Below are 17247 nucleotides of genomic sequence, written 5' to 3'. Positions count from 1 at the left end.
GCGGGGAGGAGTTGCCGTCCGCGCGGCGAACGCCGAGTCGTGAGTGCCCGCTCCATCCCGCTGCCGCGCCTGCGCGTGCCGGCGGCCCGTCCGGTCGCGCCGCGCAGCCCGCACGCGCGCCGGCGCCTGCTCGCCGTGCTCGCGGTCGCCGGGCTCGTCGTCGCGACGTTCCTGATCGTCCGCGAGTCGAGTCTCGTCGCCGTCCGCGACGTCGAGGTCACCGGGGTCGCCGGTCGCGAGGGGGAGCGGATCCGTGGGGCGCTGCAGTCCGCTGCGCAGGACATGACGACGCTGCACGTGGACGTCGACGCGCTGCGCACCGCGGTCGCGCCGTACCCGATCGTCAAGGACGTGCGCGCCACCCCGGACTTCCCGCACGGGCTGCGCATCGACGTGGTCGAGCACGTGCCGGTCGCCGCCGTGGGGGTCGACGGGCGACGCGTCCCGGTCGCGAGCGACGGCACGCTGCTGCGCGGCTCCAACGCCAAGGGCCTGCCGGTGCTGCCGCTGCGCACCCCGCCCGCCGGCGACCGTGTCCCGGCCGGGCAGACGGCCCGCGTGGTCGCCGCCCTGGGCGCCGCGCCCGCGCCGTTGCGGGAGACGTTCTCCAAGGTCTTCGTCGGGCCGCGTGGCCTGACCGTCCGGCTGACCGCCGGGCCGGCGCTCTACCTCGGCACGACCGAGCGGATCGCCGCGAAGTGGGCGGCGGTCGCCCGCGTGCTCGCCGACCCGAGCTCGCGCGGGGCGACCTACCTCGACGTCCGGCTGCCGGAGCGGCCGACGGCCGGGGGCCTCGAGCAGGTCGCCGCCCAGCAGCAGCAGACCCTCGAGGCGGGGGCGACGGCGCCCGGCGCGGCGGTGACCGGCGCGGCCGGGGCGACCGGCGCGGCCGCCCCGGGGCCGAGCCCGACCGACGGGGTGACGCCCTAACCGGCGGCCACGCCCACCTCAACCCTCAACTTCAGGTCGAGTCTCGGCCGAGCCGGAAATCTCCTGCTCAGGTCGAGGGTTGGCCGTCATGCAATGCCCATTGCGGGGTAGGATTCCCGTTGACACCACGCAAAGGGCGCGCGTACCGTGCGTGCCCCCAAGCGGGGGACAGAACACCAAACTCTCAAGTGTCCCTCCAGAGTCGGACGGAATTTTCTTACATGGACAGCAGCGGCAGCTATCTCGCGGTCATCAAGGTCGTCGGCGTCGGCGGTGGTGGGACCAACGCGGTCAACCGCATGGTCGACGCGGGCCTTCGTGGCGTCGAGTTCATCGCGGCCAACACGGACGCGCAGGCGCTGCAGATGTGCGACGCCGACATCAAGCTCAACATCGGGCACGACCTGACCCGGGGCCTGGGCGCCGGCGCCAACCCCGACGTGGGCTTCGGCGCCGCGGCCGAGTCGCGCGACGACATCAAGGAGGCGCTGAAGGGCGCCGACATGGTCTTCGTCACCGCGGGCGAGGGCGGCGGCACCGGCACCGGCGCCGCGCCCGTCATCGCCGAGATCGCCAAGAACGAGATCGGTGCGCTCACCGTCGGCGTCGTCACCAAGCCGTTCTCCTTCGAGGGCTCCCAGCGGATGCGCCAGGCGGAGGAGGGCATCGCCCGCCTGCGCGAGGTCGTCGACACGCTCATCGTCATCCCGAACGAGAAGCTGCTCGGCATCGTCGAGCGCCGCACGACGATCATCGAGGCGTTCCGCGAGGCCGACAACGTGCTGCGCCAGGGCGTCCAGGGCATCACCGACCTGATCACGATCCCCGGTCTCATCAACCTCGACTTCGCCGACGTCCGCACGATCATGGCCGACGCCGGGTCCGCGCTCATGGGCATCGGCACCTCCGGCGGCGAGAACCGCGCCGGCGACGCCGCGAAGGCGGCGATCTCCAGCCCGCTGCTCGAGGACAGCGTCGAGGGCGCCACCGGCATCCTGCTGAACATCACCGGTGGGCACGAGCTCGGCCTCTTCGAGGTCAACGAGGCCGCCGAGATCGTCCAGGGCGCCGCCGACCCCAACGCGAACATCATCTTCGGCTCCGTCATCGACGAGCGCATGGGCGACGAGGTCCGCGTGACCGTCATCGCCACCGGCTTCGACCACGGCCGCGCCCGCCCGCGCACCGCGCGCGAGGAGACCTCCAAGCGCGCCGAGCGCACCACGAAGGACCGCTCGCCGCGCGTCGAGCGCTCGTCGCTGGAGATCAGCGACGACGACATCGACATCCCGCCGTTCCTGCGCTAGCCACCGCCCGACCGGGGGCGCGCCACGAGGGCGCCCCCCGGACCGCGCGGCGGCGCCCGCTCGACAAGCCGTCGAGGCGCTCTCCGATACCGTGGAGCGGGTGACCCAGGCGCAGACCCTCAGGCGCACCCCGCTCTACGAGACCCACGTCGCCGCGGGGGCGAAGATCGTCCCGTTCGCGGGCTGGGAGATGCCGGTGCAGTACGCCGGGATCAAGGAGGAGCACCACGCGGTGCGGACCGCCGCCGGGGTGTTCGACGTCTCCCACATGGGGCAGATCAAGACCTCCGGTCCGCAGGCGCTCGCGTTCCTGCAGCGCGTGCTCTCCAACGACGTCGAGAAGATCGCGGTCGGCGGCGCCCAGTACAGCCTCTTGTGCAAGGAGGACGGCGGCGTCCTGGACGACCTCTTCACCTACCGGCTGGCGCCCGACACCTACCTGACGGTCACCAACGCCGCGAACCACGAGAAGGACCTCGCGTGGTTCCAGGAGCAGGCCCGCGAGTTCCCCGACGTCGCCGTCGAGGACCAGGCCGACCAGCACGCGATGATCGCCGTGCAGGGCCCGCTCGCGCGCGAGATCGTGCAGGCGGTCGCCGACGGCCCGCTGCCGTCCCGGATGACCGCGGGCTCGGCGCGCCTGGCCGGCCACCACGCGCTCGTCTGCGGCACCGGCTACACCGGGGAGGACGGGGTCGAGATCCTCTGCGCCCCCGAGGTCGTCGCCGACGTGTGGGACCAGGTCGTGCGACGCGGCGCCGTGCCCGCCGGGCTCGCGGCCCGCGACACGCTGCGCCTGGAGGTCTGCTTCCACCTCTACGGCAACGACCTCATGGAGGAGCGCGGGCCGATCGAGGCCGGCCTGGGCTGGGCCTGCAAGGAGGAGACCGGCTTCATCGGCGCCGAGGCGGTCGCGCGCGTCCGCGCCGAGGGTCCCGCCGAGCGGCTCGTCGCGTTCACGATCACCGACCGGGGCATCGCCCGCCAGGGCAACCCGGTGCTCGGCGGGGGAGAGGTCACCAGCGGCACGATGTCGCCCTCGCTGGAGGTCGGCGTCGGCATGGCCTACGTGCCCGCCGGCCTCGCCGAGGTCGGCACCGCGCTGGAGATCGACGTCCGCGGCCGGACCCGGCAGGCCGTCGTGTCCGCCAAGCCCCTGTACGCCCGACCGGCCGCGTAGCCTCCGCAGCCGCACCGACCCGCCACACACGAGGAGAGAGACCACCACCATGGCCGACGCGAGCTACCCCGAGGGCCTGCTGTACCACCCCGAGCACGACTGGGCCCAGATCGACGGGGACGTCGCCACCTTCGGCATCACCTGGTTCGCCCAGGACGCCCTCGGCGAGGTCGTCTTCTTCGAGGCGCCCGCGGTCGGAAGCACCGTGACGGCCGGTGAGCCGTACACCGAGGTGGAGTCCGTGAAGGCCGTCTCCGACGTCATCGCCCCGCTGAGCGGCGAGGTCGTCGAGGTCAACGAGGCGCTCGGCGACACGCCCGAGGCGGTCAACGAGGACCCGTACGGCGCCGGGTGGATGGTGAAGGTCCGCCTCTCCGACCCCGCCGAGAAGGACGCCCTGCTGGACCGCGACGCCTACGTCGCGACGCTCTCCTGAGAACCCGACGCACCCGAGGGACAGACCGCCTGTGAGCAGCTACATCAGCACCACCCCCGACGACCTCCGCGAGATGCTCGCGGCGATCGGCGTGGGCTCGATCGACGAGCTCTTCGCCGGCATCCCGGAAGGGGTGCGCCTGGACGGCGGCCTGGACCTCCCTGCGGGCCTGCCCGAGCAGGACGTGTACGCGCACCTGCTCGAGCTCGCCCGCAAGAACGTCTCCGCCGAGGACGAGGTCACGTTCCTCGGGGCGGGCATGTACGACCACTACGTGCCGGCGCTCATCGACATGCTGATGAGCCGCTCGGAGTTCCTCACGCCGTACACGCCCTACCAGCCGGAGATCAGCCAGGGCGGCCTGCAGGTGATGTTCGAGTACCAGACCGCGATGACCGAGCTGACCGGCCTGCCGGTCTCCAACGCGTCGGTCTACGAGGGGCCGTCCGCGGTCGCGGCCGCCGGCTACCTGGCGAAGCTCGCCAACGGCAAGGGCCGCTTCGTCGTCAGCGCCGGGCTGCACCCGCACTCCGCGCAGACGCTGCGCACGCTCGCCGTCGGCTACGGGATCGAGGTCGTCGACGTGCCGCTGAAGGACGGCGTCACCGACCCGCAGGCGTGGGCCGCCGCGATCGACGAGGACACGAGCGCCGTGTTCTTCCAGAACCCGAACTTCCTCGGCGCGGTCGAGGACGCCAAGGCGCTGGCCGACGCGGCGAAGAACTCGCCCGCGGTCGTCGTCGGGCAGTACGACCCGATCACGCTCGGCATCCTCGCCCCGCCCGGCGAGTGCGGCGTCGACGTCGCGGTCGGCGAGGGCCAGGCACTCGGCAACCGCCTCGACTTCGGCGGCCCGTCGTTCGGCTTCTTCTGCGCCACCGAGGCCTACCTGCGCCGCATGCCCGGCCGCATCGCCGGCGAGACGAAGGACGTCGACGGCCGCCGCGGCTTCGTGCTGACGCTCCAGACGCGCGAGCAGCACATCCGCCGCGAGAAGGCGACGTCGAACATCTGCACCTCGCAGGCGCTCAACGCCCTGGGCGGCGTCGTGTACCTGAGCTGGCTCGGCCGGCAGGGGATCGTCGAGCTCGGCGAGCTGCTGCTGCAGCGCACGCACTACGCGCGCACGACGCTCGCCGCGGTCGACGGCGTCTCGACGCTGCACGACCAGCCGGTCGTGCGCGAGTTCGCGCTGGACCTCGACGTCGACGGCCTCGCGGGCGTCGAGCGGGTCGTGTCGCGCTGCTGCGCCGCGGGCTACAACCCCGGCTACCCGCTCGGCCGCGACGAGGGCGGGCACCCGACGGGCCTGCTCGTCGCCCTGACCGAGCAGCGCACGCGCGAGCAGGTCGACCGTCTCGCCGAGGTCCTCGCGGAGGCCGTGGCGGCCGAGCGAGCCACCGCCACGACGAGCACGGAGGTCCCGGCATGAGCGAGCTGCCGTCCGCCCAGACCGCCAGCCAGTTCGCCGACGGCGAGCTCGGCACCGACGCGGGCACCGCGTCGCCCGCGGCGCCGTCCGTCCCCACGGCGGAGACGCCGATGCAGCGCGACCGCGTCGTCACGATCTTCGAGAAGGGCGCGCCCGGCCGCCGGGCGTTCACGTGCCCGGAGCTCGACGTGCCGCAGGTCGACCCGCAGCAGCTCCTGCCCGCGGGCCTGCGCCGCATGGCGCCGCCGCGGCTGCCCGAGGTGTCCGAGCCGGAGCTCGTGCGCCACTACGTGCGCATCAGCCGCCGCAACTTCGACCTCGACTCGGGCTTCTACCCGCTCGGCTCGTGCACGATGAAGCACAACCCGCGGCTGCACGAGCGCGTCGCGGGCCTGCCCGGCCACGCGCGGCTGCACCCGCTGCAGCACCCGTCGCGCTCGCAGGGCGCGCTGGAGCTGATGTACAACCTCGAGCGCGCGCTCGGGGAGGTCGCCGGTCTGCCGCACGTCTGCCTGCAGCCGTCCGCCGGCTCGCACGGGGAGCTCGCCGGCCTGCTCGTCACGCGCGCCTACCACGAGGACCGCGGCGAGGTCCGCACGAAGGTCCTGACCCCGGACACCGCGCACGGCACCAACCCGGCCACCGTGACGATGGCGGGCTACACCGTCGTGAAGGTCGGCACCAACGCCGACGGCGGCGTCGATCTCGACGACCTGCGCGCGAAGGCCGACGGCGACGTCGCATGCCTGATGCTCACGAACCCCAACACGCTGGGGATCTTCGACCCGAACATCGAGGAGATCTCGCGGATCGTCCACGAGGTCGGGGCGACGCTCTACTACGACGGCGCGAACCTCAACGCGGTCATGGGCGTGTCGCGCCCGGGCGACATGGGCTTCGACATCGTCCACTACAACCTGCACAAGTCGTTCACGCAGCCGCACGGCGGGGGCGGCCCCGGCTCCGGCCCGATCGCGGTGAGCGACCGGATCGCGCCGTACCTGCCCACGCCGGTGATCCGTCGCACCGACAGCGCGGACGGCCCGGTCTTCGACCTCGTCGCCGAGGGCCTGCCCGAGGGGGCGCCCGGCGCGAAGTCGATCGGGCGGCTGCGCGGCTTCCAGGGCAACTACGGCTGCTTCGTGCGCTCCTACTCCTACATCTGCTCGCTGGGCGGGGAGGGGCTGAAGGAGGCGTCGCAGACCGCGGTGCTGAACGCGAACTACCTGCTGGCCCGCCTGCAGGCCGAGGGCGTCAGGGAGTACCTCCCGCTCGGCTTCGGCGAGCGCTGCATGCACGAGTTCGTCCTGTCGGGCGCGCCGATGAAGAAGGAGCTCGGGATCAAGACGCTCGATCTCGCCAAGCGGCTGCTGGACCACGGATTCCACCCGCCGACGGTGTACTTCCCGCTGCTGGTCGACGAGGCGCTGATGATCGAGCCGACCGAGACGGAGACCAAGGAGACGCTCGACGCGTTCGCCGACGCGGTCGTCGCGATCCTGCGCGAGGCGCAGGAGGACCCCTCGATCGCGCAGAACGCGCCGTACACGACGCCCGTCCGCCGCCTGGACGAGGCCGCCGCGGCGAAGCAGCCGGTGATCCGGCAGCCGCTGCCGGCCTGACCTGGCGCGTTCGCGCGCGCAGAAGTACGCACGACATATGACGTAGTCCTCGACCGCCGAATGGCGGTCGAGGTCGTTGTGGATCACGTCGTTGTGTGGGGTGGGACACGGTGCATGAGCGTCATTCGTCCCGCGCAGGACGTGCGATTCCCCCGCCGCGCGTCCGATACGAGACACCTGGCCCGTCCGACGGACCAGGTTTTCGTGCAGGGAATCCACCGGGACTTGTGGAACGTCGGCGCGAGTCGCTATAACCCGGATCTCCAGTTTCGGACCGCGAGGATGAGCGGCCCGGACCGGAGGTCCAAACATCCATAGGTCAGCCGGGGGCGGGGGACGGAAGTCAGGTGCACGGGTCAGCAATCCGCGTGCATCGACATCGGCGCAGCCCGGAGGGTCCGACGAGAGGAATCTCATGAAGTCTCATCTCCGCCGCGCGTTCGTCGCGGCGACGGCACTCGTTGCCGTGGGCTCTTTCGCGCCCGCTGCGAACGCTGCCGATGTCGTGTTCTCGCCCACCAGTGGCACGTCGGTGACGCTGAAGAACGTCACGGATGCTCCGAGCACCAACGACTACTTCCTGGTCAACCAGGGCACGGCGGGCTCGATCGAGTTCACCGGCACCAACGCGTCGATCACGATCGACGGCGTGCCGCAGGGCGCCAGCCCGATCGCCGTGCCCACCAACGGGACCGGCATCGGCTCCGTCGGGTCGCACACGATCATCCTGTCCTACGGGACCACCATCCCGCAGTCCACGTTCGTCGTGAACTACGACGTCCGCACGAGCACCACCGCGACCACCACGGTCGTCGGCAACGTCGCGCCGGTCCTCACGCTCACCCCGTCCGCGGGCAGCGCCACGACCGTCCTGACGAACTCGGGCTTCGGCGCGTTCCGCCCGAACACCAGCTCGGCCAACGAGCTGTACTCGGGTGGTCTCTCGCTCAACATCGTCTCGACCGCCGACCAGGCGTTCCTGACCGCTGAGGACGCGGGCAGCCCCGCGGGCAACGCGTTCCGCGGCTTCCTGAAGAACAGCGCGGCGACGGGCCCGTACAAGCTCAACACCCCGCTTGCGATCAGCTCGACCTCGGTCGACTCGACGATCACCGGCACGGTGACCAACGCGTCGATGCAGTCGGACCCGCCGGTCCAGATCGCGTCGATCAACGACCCGGTCACCAACAAGTCGGTCGGCGTGACGTTCACCCAGACGATCGTCCCGAACGAGCCGATCCGCACCGGCCAGTACGCGATGCCGGTCCTGTTCACGCTCTCGACGAGCACGCCGTAATGCATCGCCGGCAGCTCCTCACCGGGCTCGCCGGCGTCGCCTTCGTCCTGCCGCTCGCTCTCGGGCGGCAGGACGCGGGGGCGGCGTCCGGATTGACGCTCTCTCCTTCGGTCATCGAGCGCCAGGCGACCAGCGGTCGCGTGGGGCAGATCACGATCACCAACGGTCTCAGCCGGACCGTGGACGTCCGCGTCGCGGCGCGTCCCTGGCTGCAGGCCCGCACAGGGGCAGTGACGCCCGACCGTCGCCGGACGCTCTCCGGCATCAAGCTCTCCACCCGGACCTTCGCGATGCCCGCACGGAGCTCGCGCACGGTCCGCGTCGACCTCAGCAAGGTCCCGACCGCGGGGTCGCTCTACGGCAACGTCGAGTTCGTCGCCACGCCGCGGGGGCAGAAGAAGGGCCAGGTGAAGGTCAGCTACCGGCTGATCGGCGCCCTGCGCCTCAACCCCTCCGCGACCCGTCGTCGCCTTGCGCTCCAGGGCGGGCAGGTCGCCGTCCGCTCGCGCCAGCTGCAGCTCGCGGTCCGCAACGCCGGCAACACCGCGACCCCCGTCACCGGGGACTTCCGGCTCACGAACGCCGCCGGAAGCCGCGCGGGCTCGATCCAGGCCGTCCGGGTGCTTCCCGGCTACGCCGTCGACGTCCCGCTCACCACCACGCGCGGCCTCGCGCGGGGCAAGTACACGCTGACCGTCCGTCTCACCCAGGGATCGCGTGTCGTGACCACCGTCAAGCGTCAGGTCGTCGTCGGCGGGTAACCGCGGCGAGACCTCCATCAGGAGAACCACCGATGCGCAACATCCTTCTCACGGCCCCGCTCGCGGCGGTCATCGCCCTCGGGGCGGCCGGGTCCGCTCAGGCGGGCACCGCCACCCTCTGGGGCTGCCACGGCCCGACCGGCGCGCCGCTCGGAGCTGACGGCCTGCAGGCACTCGGTACCTCGGGCGCCACGGCCAACACCAACGGTGCCGGCTGCTCAGGCTCCGGCCCGAGCGACGGGCTGCGGCTGTCGTTCAACGGCAACTCGCCCACGAACGGCACCTTCGCGGCCTGGCGGATCACCTCCCCGGGCGGCGTGACCGTCATCGGCGCGACGATCGAGCGGACGCTCAGCGGCTTCGGCAACGCGAGCGCCCAGCCCGCCGCCTACCGGCTGCGGTCCGGTGACGCGGCGGGAACGGCGCTCGAGCAGCGGCTGACCAACGAGTCCGGTGCCAACGGCCAGGCCACGATCGCCGGCAACGCGGCCGGCAACTTCGTCGAGGCGCAGCTGCGCTGCGACGCCCCCGCCACGTGCGCGGTGCCCGGCGGGCCGGTCGTCGACATCCGCTCGCTCGCGCTGACCGTCAACGACCTCAACCCGCCCAACGGCAGCATCGCGGGGCTCACCGAGCCGGCTCGCGGGGTCGCCACGATCAACGTCCAGGCCAGCGACCAGGGGCTCGGGCTGCAGAAGGCCGAGCTGTTCGTCGACGGTGTGCTGCGCCAGGCGACCGACCTGGCCGGTCCGGCCTGCGCCGACATTGCCCCGAGCCGCGGCGGGAACGACCTGCCGATCGGCGTCGCCTGCCCGAAGACCGGCAACGCCGCGCTGGCGGTCGACACCACGACGCTGGGGAACGGCAACCACCGCTTCCTCGTCGTGCTCACCGACCTCTCCGGCAACGCGGTCGAGCTGCTCAACCGCGACGTCCGCGTCGACAACTCGGCGGTCCAGCCCGGCTCGACGTCGGTCGCCATCAACATCGGCGGCGCGCTCCAGGAGGGCCTCGTCGGTGCCGAGTCGCTGCCGCTGACCTCGGCCCCCGGCCGCTGCCTCAGCCCGCGCCTGACGATGGCGCTGTCGCAGCGGCCCGCCAGCCGTGACCGGCGGGGCGTGCCGATCTTCAAGAAGGGTCGCCGCTACCGCTTCCGCGGCAAGCTGACCTGCCTGTCCAACGGCAAGCGCGTCATCGCCCCGCGCGGAACGGCGATCGAGGTCGTCAACCGCATCGGCGGCAGGGCCGTGTCGAAGTCCGGGGCGTCGGTGCGCACGCGCGGCGAGATCACCTGGTTCAACCCGGCGAACTACACGACCCGTGAGATCGAGTTCCGCTACCGCCCGCGCACGGGCGCGGCGGCGCGCGTGACCCAGCGGATCATCGTGCGGTGAAGCGCGGCGGGCTGACATCCCTGCTGCTGTTCGTGGTCCTGGCGATGGTCGGTACCGGCGCTCCCGCGTGGGCGCAGGACCCCGACCCCGCCACGACGGGGCCGACCGGACCCACCGGCGTCGCCGGCCCGGCGGACCCGACGGGCCCCTCGGGGCCGTCGGGCCCCGCCCCGGACCCGCAGCCGCAGCCGCAGCCCGCTGCCGACCCGGCGCCCGCCCCGAGCGCGACGCCCGAGCCGACCCCCACGCCGACGCCAGCGGCCGACGATCCAGGGGACCTCGGTGGCGCGGTCGGCCTCGTCGTCGGCCGGATCATCGGCGCAGCGATCAGCACGCCGACCAGCTGGGAGTTCACGCCCGACCTCGTCGGCGAGCTGCGCGAGCTGCGCAGCACGCTCGTCGTCCGGGTCACCACGACCGATCGCGTGACGATCGGCGCGGACGACGCGGACAGCTCGGGCAGCGCCCGGGGCCGGATCGCCACGAGCGCCGGCCGCCTCGGACTCCCGATCGTGGCCTCGGCCGACGGCCGCCGCCAGGCGCTCAGCGAGCCCGTGCGCCCGCCGCTCGTCGAGTTCGACGACGCGATCACCAACAGCCCCGTGCGGATCGAGCTCACGCAGCGCGTCCGCAAGGGCCAGCAGATCAAGGACCTGCGCCAGAAGCACGTCATGGTCACGATCGCACCGCCGGTGCCGTGACCGAGGAGACCAGGAGCAGCATGCCCACACGGACGACCATCGCCGCGCTCGCCGCCGCAGCCCTGCTGCTGGCGCCGGCCGCCACGCACGGACAGACATCGACGACGACCACCGGCACGACCGTCAAGGGGACGGTCTTCGCCAAGCGGCTCGCCGATCGTCTGACGACGACCTTCCGCATCACCGCCACGAGCGTGAAGTGCAACACGACCGTGCGCTACGCGCCCGGCTCGATCTCGCGGTGCAAGGCGCGTTTCGCCACCGGCGACGCGACGACCATCCGCGTACGGTTCACGTCGACCAAGGGCGGGTTCGTCGCGACCCCCCTCGGGCTGCTCCTGCGCGACATCGAGTACCGCATCGCCGAGGACCTGGTGACGAAGCAGGGGGCGATCGCCGACTTCACCTGCCCGTTCCGCCGCGCCGTCAAGGCAGGGGACCGCTTCCCGTGCTACGGCACTGAGGCGGCCGGGGACGGGACCACCTCTGACACGGGACGTCAGGGATACATCTACGACGTGACGCAGCTTGGTTCAGGGCGCGTCACGTTCACGCTCAGGGTCTGAGCAGGAAACGGGGACGAACGGACCATGTGGGGACTGATCATGAAGAGCAGCGGACGGACGCCGATCCGGCGTCGACTCACCCTCGGCCTGGCGCTCGCCGCCACGGCGGCGGGCATCGTCGCGCCCGCCGGGGCGTCGGCTGCGACGGCGGTCGCGGGGAACTCGACAGCGACCACCGGGTCGAGTGGCAATCTGGGGGCTCTGAACGTCCTGGGTGCGAACCACATCTTCCGGACGAGTCTCACGTACGCGCGTACCGGGGTCGACAACGCCAAGCGCACGATCTCGACCTCGGCGGGCGTCGCGTCCGGCGACACCGTGGTCTCGAGCGGGACGATCTCCCAGGGGGGGCCGACGCTCGCCCAGGTCGAGCGGCACGGCACGCTCACGGACATCGGGGCGTCCGGGTACTGGACCGAGTGGATCACGGTCCAGAACACCGAGGCGACCGACCGCACCTACGACCTCTACATGTACGTCGACATCGACGTGCTGTCCTCACCAAACTTCGACAGCACCGACGAGACGACGACGGCGCAGGGCACCGACGGCGTCCGGCAGGACGATCCGAGCGGCATCTTCTACGTCCTTCGTGGACTGAACATCTTCGGGCGGTCCGGCGCCGGCGAGGCGGAGGACATCTCCCCGACGCTCGACTACAGCTCGTCCCCGATCTTGACGGGGCAGGGTGACCGGCGCATGCTGCTCCAGTTCCGCGTCGCGATCCCGGCCGGGGCGTCCCGCACGGTCGCGTACCAGCTGGCCGGCGGCACGACGGGCACGGTCATCCCCGCTTCCCCGCCGGTCGCGAACCCCACCGCGACGATCTCCCGGCCGATCCTGGGCGAGCGGATCGGCCTCGACCGTCGCGTGCCGATCGACTTCGCCTGCACCAACGCCACGAGCTGCACCGCGACCGTGGACGGCACCCCGATTGCCGACGGCGACCTGCTGCCGACCACGTCGCTGGGCACCCACAACATCGTGGTCACCGCCTCCAACGGGGGCACGTCGACCACTGCGAGCGGCAGCTACACCGTGGTCATCCCCAGCGTGTCGCTGTCGATCGCCGGCAGCGGCGAGCTGGTCAACGGCGGGCTCGGCTTCCGGCCGGCGGACGTCGACCTCGACTACACCGGGTCGCTGACCCTGAGCGTCACGTCCGACGCCGGGCCGTCGACGATCACGGTGCAGGACCTCGGCAACGACCCGGGGTACCTCGTCAACTCGGCGCCGGGCACCCCGGGGCTGCTGCAGAACAAGCTGGAGGCGCGCGTGGGTGCCGCCGGGTACGAGGCGATCGGCCGCAACCCGCTGACGCTGACGACGCTGACCAGCCCGGTCGTCGGGCCGACGCTGCAGACGACCTCGGTCGACCTCCGCCAGCGGATCGCCGCCAACGAGGCGCTCCGCACCGGCGCGTACGCGAAGAACCTGACCTTCACCGTCCTGGCCACCGGTCCGTGATCGGTCACGCGAACCGATCCGACGACTCCAGGAGAACTGAGACCATGCGCAAGACGATGATCGTGGCCCCGCTGGCCGTCGTGGCGTTCACCGCCACGACCGGCCTCGCGCAGGCCGGAACCGTCACCTACTGGGGCTGCCACGGCCCCGCGGGCCAGGCGCTCGGAACGAGCGGCCTGCAGGCGCTGAGCGCCGGCAACGCCACCGCGACCACCACCGGGGCCGGGTGCTCCGGCACCGGGGCCAACGACGGCCTGCGGCTGGCGTTCACCAGCTCGGCGCCCGGGACCGGCAGCGCGGCGTCGTGGCGGATCGTGCCTCCCGGCGGCGTGCGCCTGACCACCGCGGCCGCGCAGCGGACGCTCGGCGGGTTCGGCGGATCCGGCACCCCTGGCCTGTACCGCTTCGGCTCCGCGTCCGGCAGCCTGCTCGAGGAGGTCCAGACCACCAGCGCGGCCGCCGGGACCGCCACCGCGTCGGGCGTCGCGGCCGGCCCCTTCGCCGAGGCGTCCCTCGGCTGCGAGGCCGGCTTCCCCACCACGTGTGGCGGGGCCGGTGCGGTCGTGGACCTCGCGTCGCTGAGCGTCACCGTCAGCGACGACAACGCCCCCGACGGCGCCGTCGGCGGTCTCGGAGAGCCCGCCCGGAACGTCATGACCTTCGGCGCCACCACCAGCGACCAGGGTGCCGGCCTCGAGCGGGCGGACCTGTTCGTCGACGGCGTGCTGCGTCAGTCGGTCGACCTCGCCGGGGCCTGCACGGACATCGGCCCAGCGCGTCCGGGGAAGGACCTGCCGGCCGGCGTCGCCTGCCCGACCACGGCGAGCCCGTCGTTCAGCTTCGACACCCGGACCGTCGCCGACGGGCAGCACCGGTTCGTACTGCGGCTGACCGACCTGTCGGGCAACGTCAGCACGATCCTCGACCGCGACGTGCGGATCGACAACTCGCCCGCCGTCAACCGGCTGCCCGACGGCAGCGTGCTCGGCCAGGCGCTCCCGCTCACCGCGGATCCGGGGCGCTGCCTCGTGCCGCGGCTGACGGTCCGCCTGTCGCAGCAGCCGGTCGGTCGCACGTCCTCCGGGGCGGCGATCTTCGCCAAGGGCAAGCGCTACCGCTTCCGCGGCACGCTCACCTGCAGGGACAGGGGCAAGCGCGTCGTCGCGCCCGCCGGGACCGCGGTCGAGGTGCTGAACATCGTCCGCGGCCGCTTCGCGGCGAAGTCCGGCGCCACGGTGCGCCAGCGCGGCGCGATCACCTGGTTCAACCCGACGAACTACTCGACGCGCACGATCCGCTTCCGCTACGTCCCGAGCACGGGCAACGCGGCGCGGGTCAACATCCCGATCGTCGTCCGCTGAGACGGCACCGGCGTCCGCCCGCGCAGGGCGGGCGCCACGACGCGCCGCCCGTCCCCCACCACGGGTCGAGGGACCGGGCGCGAGGGGTAGGCTGACCGGCCGATGCGCATCTTCAGCGGGATCCAGCCCACCGGCCGCAAGCACCTCGGCAACTACGTCGGGGCGATCCGGCAGTACGTCGCCGGCCAGGAGCGGGCCGTCGAGGCCGGCGGGGACGCGATCTTCTGCATCGTCGACCTGCACGCCACGACGGTCCAGTACGACCCGGCCGAGCTGCGCGAGCGCCTCTACGACACGACCGCGCTGCTGCTCGCCGCCGGGCTGGACCCCGCCCGCTGCGTGCTGTTCCGCCAGAGCGACGTGCAGGAGCACGCCGAGCTCTGCTGGCTGCTGTGCAGCGTCACCGCGCACGGTGACCTCAACCGCATGCACCAGTTCAAGGACAAGAGCGCGCAGCAGCGCGAGCTCGTGTCCGCCGGGCTCTTCCTCTACCCGACGCTGATGGCCGCCGACGTGCTCGCCTACCGCGCCACCGAGGTGCCGGTCGGCGACGACCAGCGCCAGCACGTCGAGCTGATGCGCGACATCGCGCTGCGCTTCAACGCCCGGTTCGCGGCCGAGCGCGAGCCGGTCCTCGTCGTGCCCGAGCACCGCATCCCCGAGGTCGGCGCCCGGATCATGGACCTGCAGGAGCCGACGCGGAAGATGTCCACGTCGAGCAGCAGCGTCGAGGGCACGCTCTACGTCCTGGAGGAGCCCGCGGCGCTGGTGAAGAAGTTCAAGCGCGCGGTCACCGACTCCGACAACGAGATCCGCTTCGACCGCGCGGCCAAGCCCGGGGTCAGCAACCTGCTGGAGCTCCTGGCCGTGGCGCGCGGTACCACGATCGCGGACGCGCAGGCGTCGATGGCCGACGCCCGCGGGTACGGCGACCTGAAGCTCGCGACCGCGGAGGCGGTCGACGGCCTGCTCGCGCCGGTCCGCGAGCGCTACGCCGAGCTGCGGCCCGACGAGGCCGCCATCGAGGAGGCGCTCGGCGCCGGGGCGGAGAAGGCCCGCGCGATCGCCTCCGGGGTCCTCGCGGACGTCCGGGAGGTCATGGGCGTCGGCCCGCGCCGCTGACCCGCGGCGTATGGTCCGTGCCATGGGCGGCAGGGTCCGGCGGCACGGGAGGGTCTCGGTCCTCGCGCTGCTCGTGGGGCTGGCGCTCCCCGGGACCGCCGCCGCCGCGACCGTCGCGGTCGGGGACGGCGCGCTGACCGTGACCGCCGCGCCCGGCGAGCGCAACGACCTGCTCCTCGAGCCGCAGGGCGAGCTCGTGCGCGTGACCGACGCCGCGACCCCACCGGTCGCCCGCGACGGCTGCGCGGCCGCCCCCGACACGCCGCTCGCCGTCGTGTGCGCCGCGGCGCCCGTCGAGGTGGTGCGGGTCGAGGCGGGTGACGGGGACGACCGGCTCGTCACGCGGGTCGCCCGGCCGACGCTGCTGTCGGGCGGCCCGGGCGACGACGAGCTCACGGGCGGCGCCGGCCCCGAGCGGCTCGTCGGCGGCCCCGGGCGCGACACGGTCCGCTACGACGACGGCCGCCACGACGACGGGGTGGCGGTCACGCTCGGCGGCGGCGAGGACGACGGGCGCCTGGGCGAGCAGGACGACGTGCGCGAGGTCGAGGTGGTCGTCGGCGGTGCGGGGGACGACCTCGTCCGCGGGACCGACGCCGACGAGACCGTGATCGGCGGGGGCGGGGACGACGTCGTCGACCTCGGGGCGGGGGCGGACCGGTTCGACGGCGGGCCCGGCGACGACGCCTGCCTGCTCGGCGGGCCCGGTCCCGACGTGTGCGACGGCGGCGCGGGGGATGGGGACGTGGCGCGCCACCTCGGGTCCGTCCCGATGGTCCTGAGTCTCGACGGCCGCGCCAACGACGGACCGCGCGGCGCGGCGACCGGGAACCTCCTGGGGATCGAGGAGCTCATCGGCGGCGAGGGCCCGGACCTGCTCGTCGGCTCCGACGGCGCCGATCGGCTGTCGGGCCGCGGCGGCGACGACGTGCTGCGCGGCGGGGGAGGGGACGACGTCCTCCTCGGGGACCGCGGGGACGACACCGTCGAGGGCGGGGCGGGAGTCGACCGGGTGGCGTACGCCTCGATCTTCGTCGGCGGCCCGGTGCGGGTGACGCTCGACAAGATCGCCGACGACGGCGAGTCCGGGGAGCGCGACCGGATCGGTCGGGACGTCGAGATCGTCGAGGGCACGGCGACCGCCGCGGACCTCCTGGCGGGCGGCATCACGCCGGTGACGCTGCGAGGCCTCGGCGGCGAGGACCGGCTCGTCGGCGGGACCGCTCGGGACGTGCTCGACGGCGGGGATGGCGACGATCGCATCAGCGCCCTCGACGGCGTCCGGGACGTGCTCGACTGCGGCCCCGGGCTCGACCAGGTCGTCGTCGACCCGGTCGACGACCTGCGTGGCTGCGAGGTCCGTGGCCGCCAGCTGCCGGTGCTGCGCGTGACGCGCCGCACCGCCCCGTCACGCCTGCGGGTGCGCTGCCCGCGCGCGTACCGCGCGCCCGTGCGGCCCTACGCCCGGCGCTGCCGCGGCGTCGTCACCGTGCGCCGGGCCGGACGGATCGTGCTGCGCCGGCGGCTCGACGTGCCGTCCGGGCGCGGCCGGAACCTCCGCGGTCCGGCGCTGCGCGGCGGGGACCTCGCGCGCTGGCATCTGGACGGCGTCCGGCCGCCGGTCGCGGTCGCCCGGCTCGCCCCCTGACCGGGGCCGTTCACGGCCGAACC

General features: G+C 73.1%; 15 protein-coding genes. All 15 read left to right on the top strand.

Annotated features, from left to right (window positions below; translation table 11 throughout):
* Positions 1-39 precede the first annotated feature (39 nt).
* The 15 genes from C7Y72_RS17590 to C7Y72_RS17520 all read left to right on the top strand — a co-directional run bounded on the left by C7Y72_RS17590 (position 40) and on the right by C7Y72_RS17520 (position 17224).
* On the top strand, positions 40-930 hold the full coding sequence (locus C7Y72_RS17590; protein ID WP_107570509.1) for a cell division protein FtsQ/DivIB: 891 nt from the start codon (positions 40-42) through the stop codon (positions 928-930).
* Positions 931-1151: 221 nt separating this feature from the next.
* Entirely contained in the window at positions 1152-2237 is a 1086-nt protein-coding gene (ftsZ, locus tag C7Y72_RS17585; protein WP_107570508.1) for a cell division protein FtsZ, read from the top strand.
* Positions 2238-2337: 100 nt separating this feature from the next.
* Positions 2338-3417 carry a glycine cleavage system aminomethyltransferase GcvT gene (gene gcvT, locus C7Y72_RS17580; protein WP_107570507.1) on the top strand — a complete coding sequence of 360 codons (1080 nt, stop codon included), beginning with the start codon at positions 2338-2340 and terminating at the stop codon, positions 3415-3417.
* Positions 3418-3466: 49 nt separating this feature from the next.
* Positions 3467-3853, top strand: a complete 387-nt coding sequence (gene gcvH / locus C7Y72_RS17575; RefSeq protein ID WP_107570506.1) for a glycine cleavage system protein GcvH — start codon at positions 3467-3469, stop codon at positions 3851-3853.
* A gap of 31 nt (positions 3854-3884) precedes the next feature.
* Positions 3885-5285 (top strand): aminomethyl-transferring glycine dehydrogenase subunit GcvPA, encoded by a 1401-nt coding sequence (gcvPA, locus tag C7Y72_RS17570; protein WP_107570505.1) that lies wholly within the window; start codon positions 3885-3887, stop codon positions 5283-5285.
* A gap of 110 nt (positions 5286-5395) precedes the next feature.
* Complete coding sequence (gene gcvPB / locus C7Y72_RS17565) at positions 5396-6907, top strand: aminomethyl-transferring glycine dehydrogenase subunit GcvPB (RefSeq protein WP_107570838.1); 1512 nt, start codon at positions 5396-5398, stop codon at positions 6905-6907.
* Between the two features lie 505 nt (positions 6908-7412).
* The gene (locus C7Y72_RS17560) at positions 7413-8204 is read left to right on the top strand and encodes a hypothetical protein (RefSeq protein WP_107570504.1); all 792 of its coding nucleotides are present in this window, start codon (positions 7413-7415) and stop codon (positions 8202-8204) included.
* Positions 8204-8965, top strand: a complete 762-nt coding sequence (locus tag C7Y72_RS17555; RefSeq protein ID WP_107570503.1) for a hypothetical protein — start codon at positions 8204-8206, stop codon at positions 8963-8965. Before C7Y72_RS17560 ends, C7Y72_RS17555 begins: the two co-directional genes overlap by 1 nt.
* Positions 8966-8997: 32 nt before the next feature.
* Positions 8998-10359, top strand: a complete 1362-nt coding sequence (locus C7Y72_RS17550; protein WP_107570502.1) for a hypothetical protein — start codon at positions 8998-9000, stop codon at positions 10357-10359.
* The gene (locus C7Y72_RS17545) at positions 10356-11060 is read left to right on the top strand and encodes a hypothetical protein (protein WP_107570501.1); all 705 of its coding nucleotides are present in this window, start codon (positions 10356-10358) and stop codon (positions 11058-11060) included. The genes C7Y72_RS17550 and C7Y72_RS17545 overlap by 4 nt, the downstream gene beginning before the upstream one ends.
* Positions 11061-11080: 20 nt before the next feature.
* The gene (locus C7Y72_RS17540; RefSeq protein WP_146175436.1) at positions 11081-11626 is read left to right on the top strand and encodes a DUF4333 domain-containing protein; all 546 of its coding nucleotides are present in this window, start codon (positions 11081-11083) and stop codon (positions 11624-11626) included.
* A gap of 24 nt (positions 11627-11650) precedes the next feature.
* Positions 11651-13093: a hypothetical protein gene (locus C7Y72_RS17535; protein WP_107570499.1), complete on the top strand. Its 1443-nt coding sequence runs from the start codon at positions 11651-11653 to the stop codon at positions 13091-13093.
* Between the two features lie 44 nt (positions 13094-13137).
* The gene (locus tag C7Y72_RS17530; protein WP_107570498.1) at positions 13138-14454 is read left to right on the top strand and encodes a hypothetical protein; all 1317 of its coding nucleotides are present in this window, start codon (positions 13138-13140) and stop codon (positions 14452-14454) included.
* A 102-nt stretch (positions 14455-14556) separates the two neighbouring features.
* Entirely contained in the window at positions 14557-15576 is a 1020-nt protein-coding gene (gene trpS / locus C7Y72_RS17525) for a tryptophan--tRNA ligase (protein ID WP_107570497.1), read from the top strand.
* A 22-nt stretch (positions 15577-15598) separates the two neighbouring features.
* Positions 15599-17224: a calcium-binding protein gene (locus C7Y72_RS17520; protein ID WP_158276914.1), complete on the top strand. Its 1626-nt coding sequence runs from the start codon at positions 15599-15601 to the stop codon at positions 17222-17224.
* The last annotated feature ends 23 nt before the right edge of the window (positions 17225-17247 follow it).

It is taken from the genome of Paraconexibacter algicola (genome assembly GCF_003044185.1).
Lineage (GTDB): Bacteria > Actinomycetota > Thermoleophilia > Solirubrobacterales > Solirubrobacteraceae > Paraconexibacter > Paraconexibacter algicola.
This window is presented reverse-complemented; position numbering and strand designations above follow the sequence as displayed.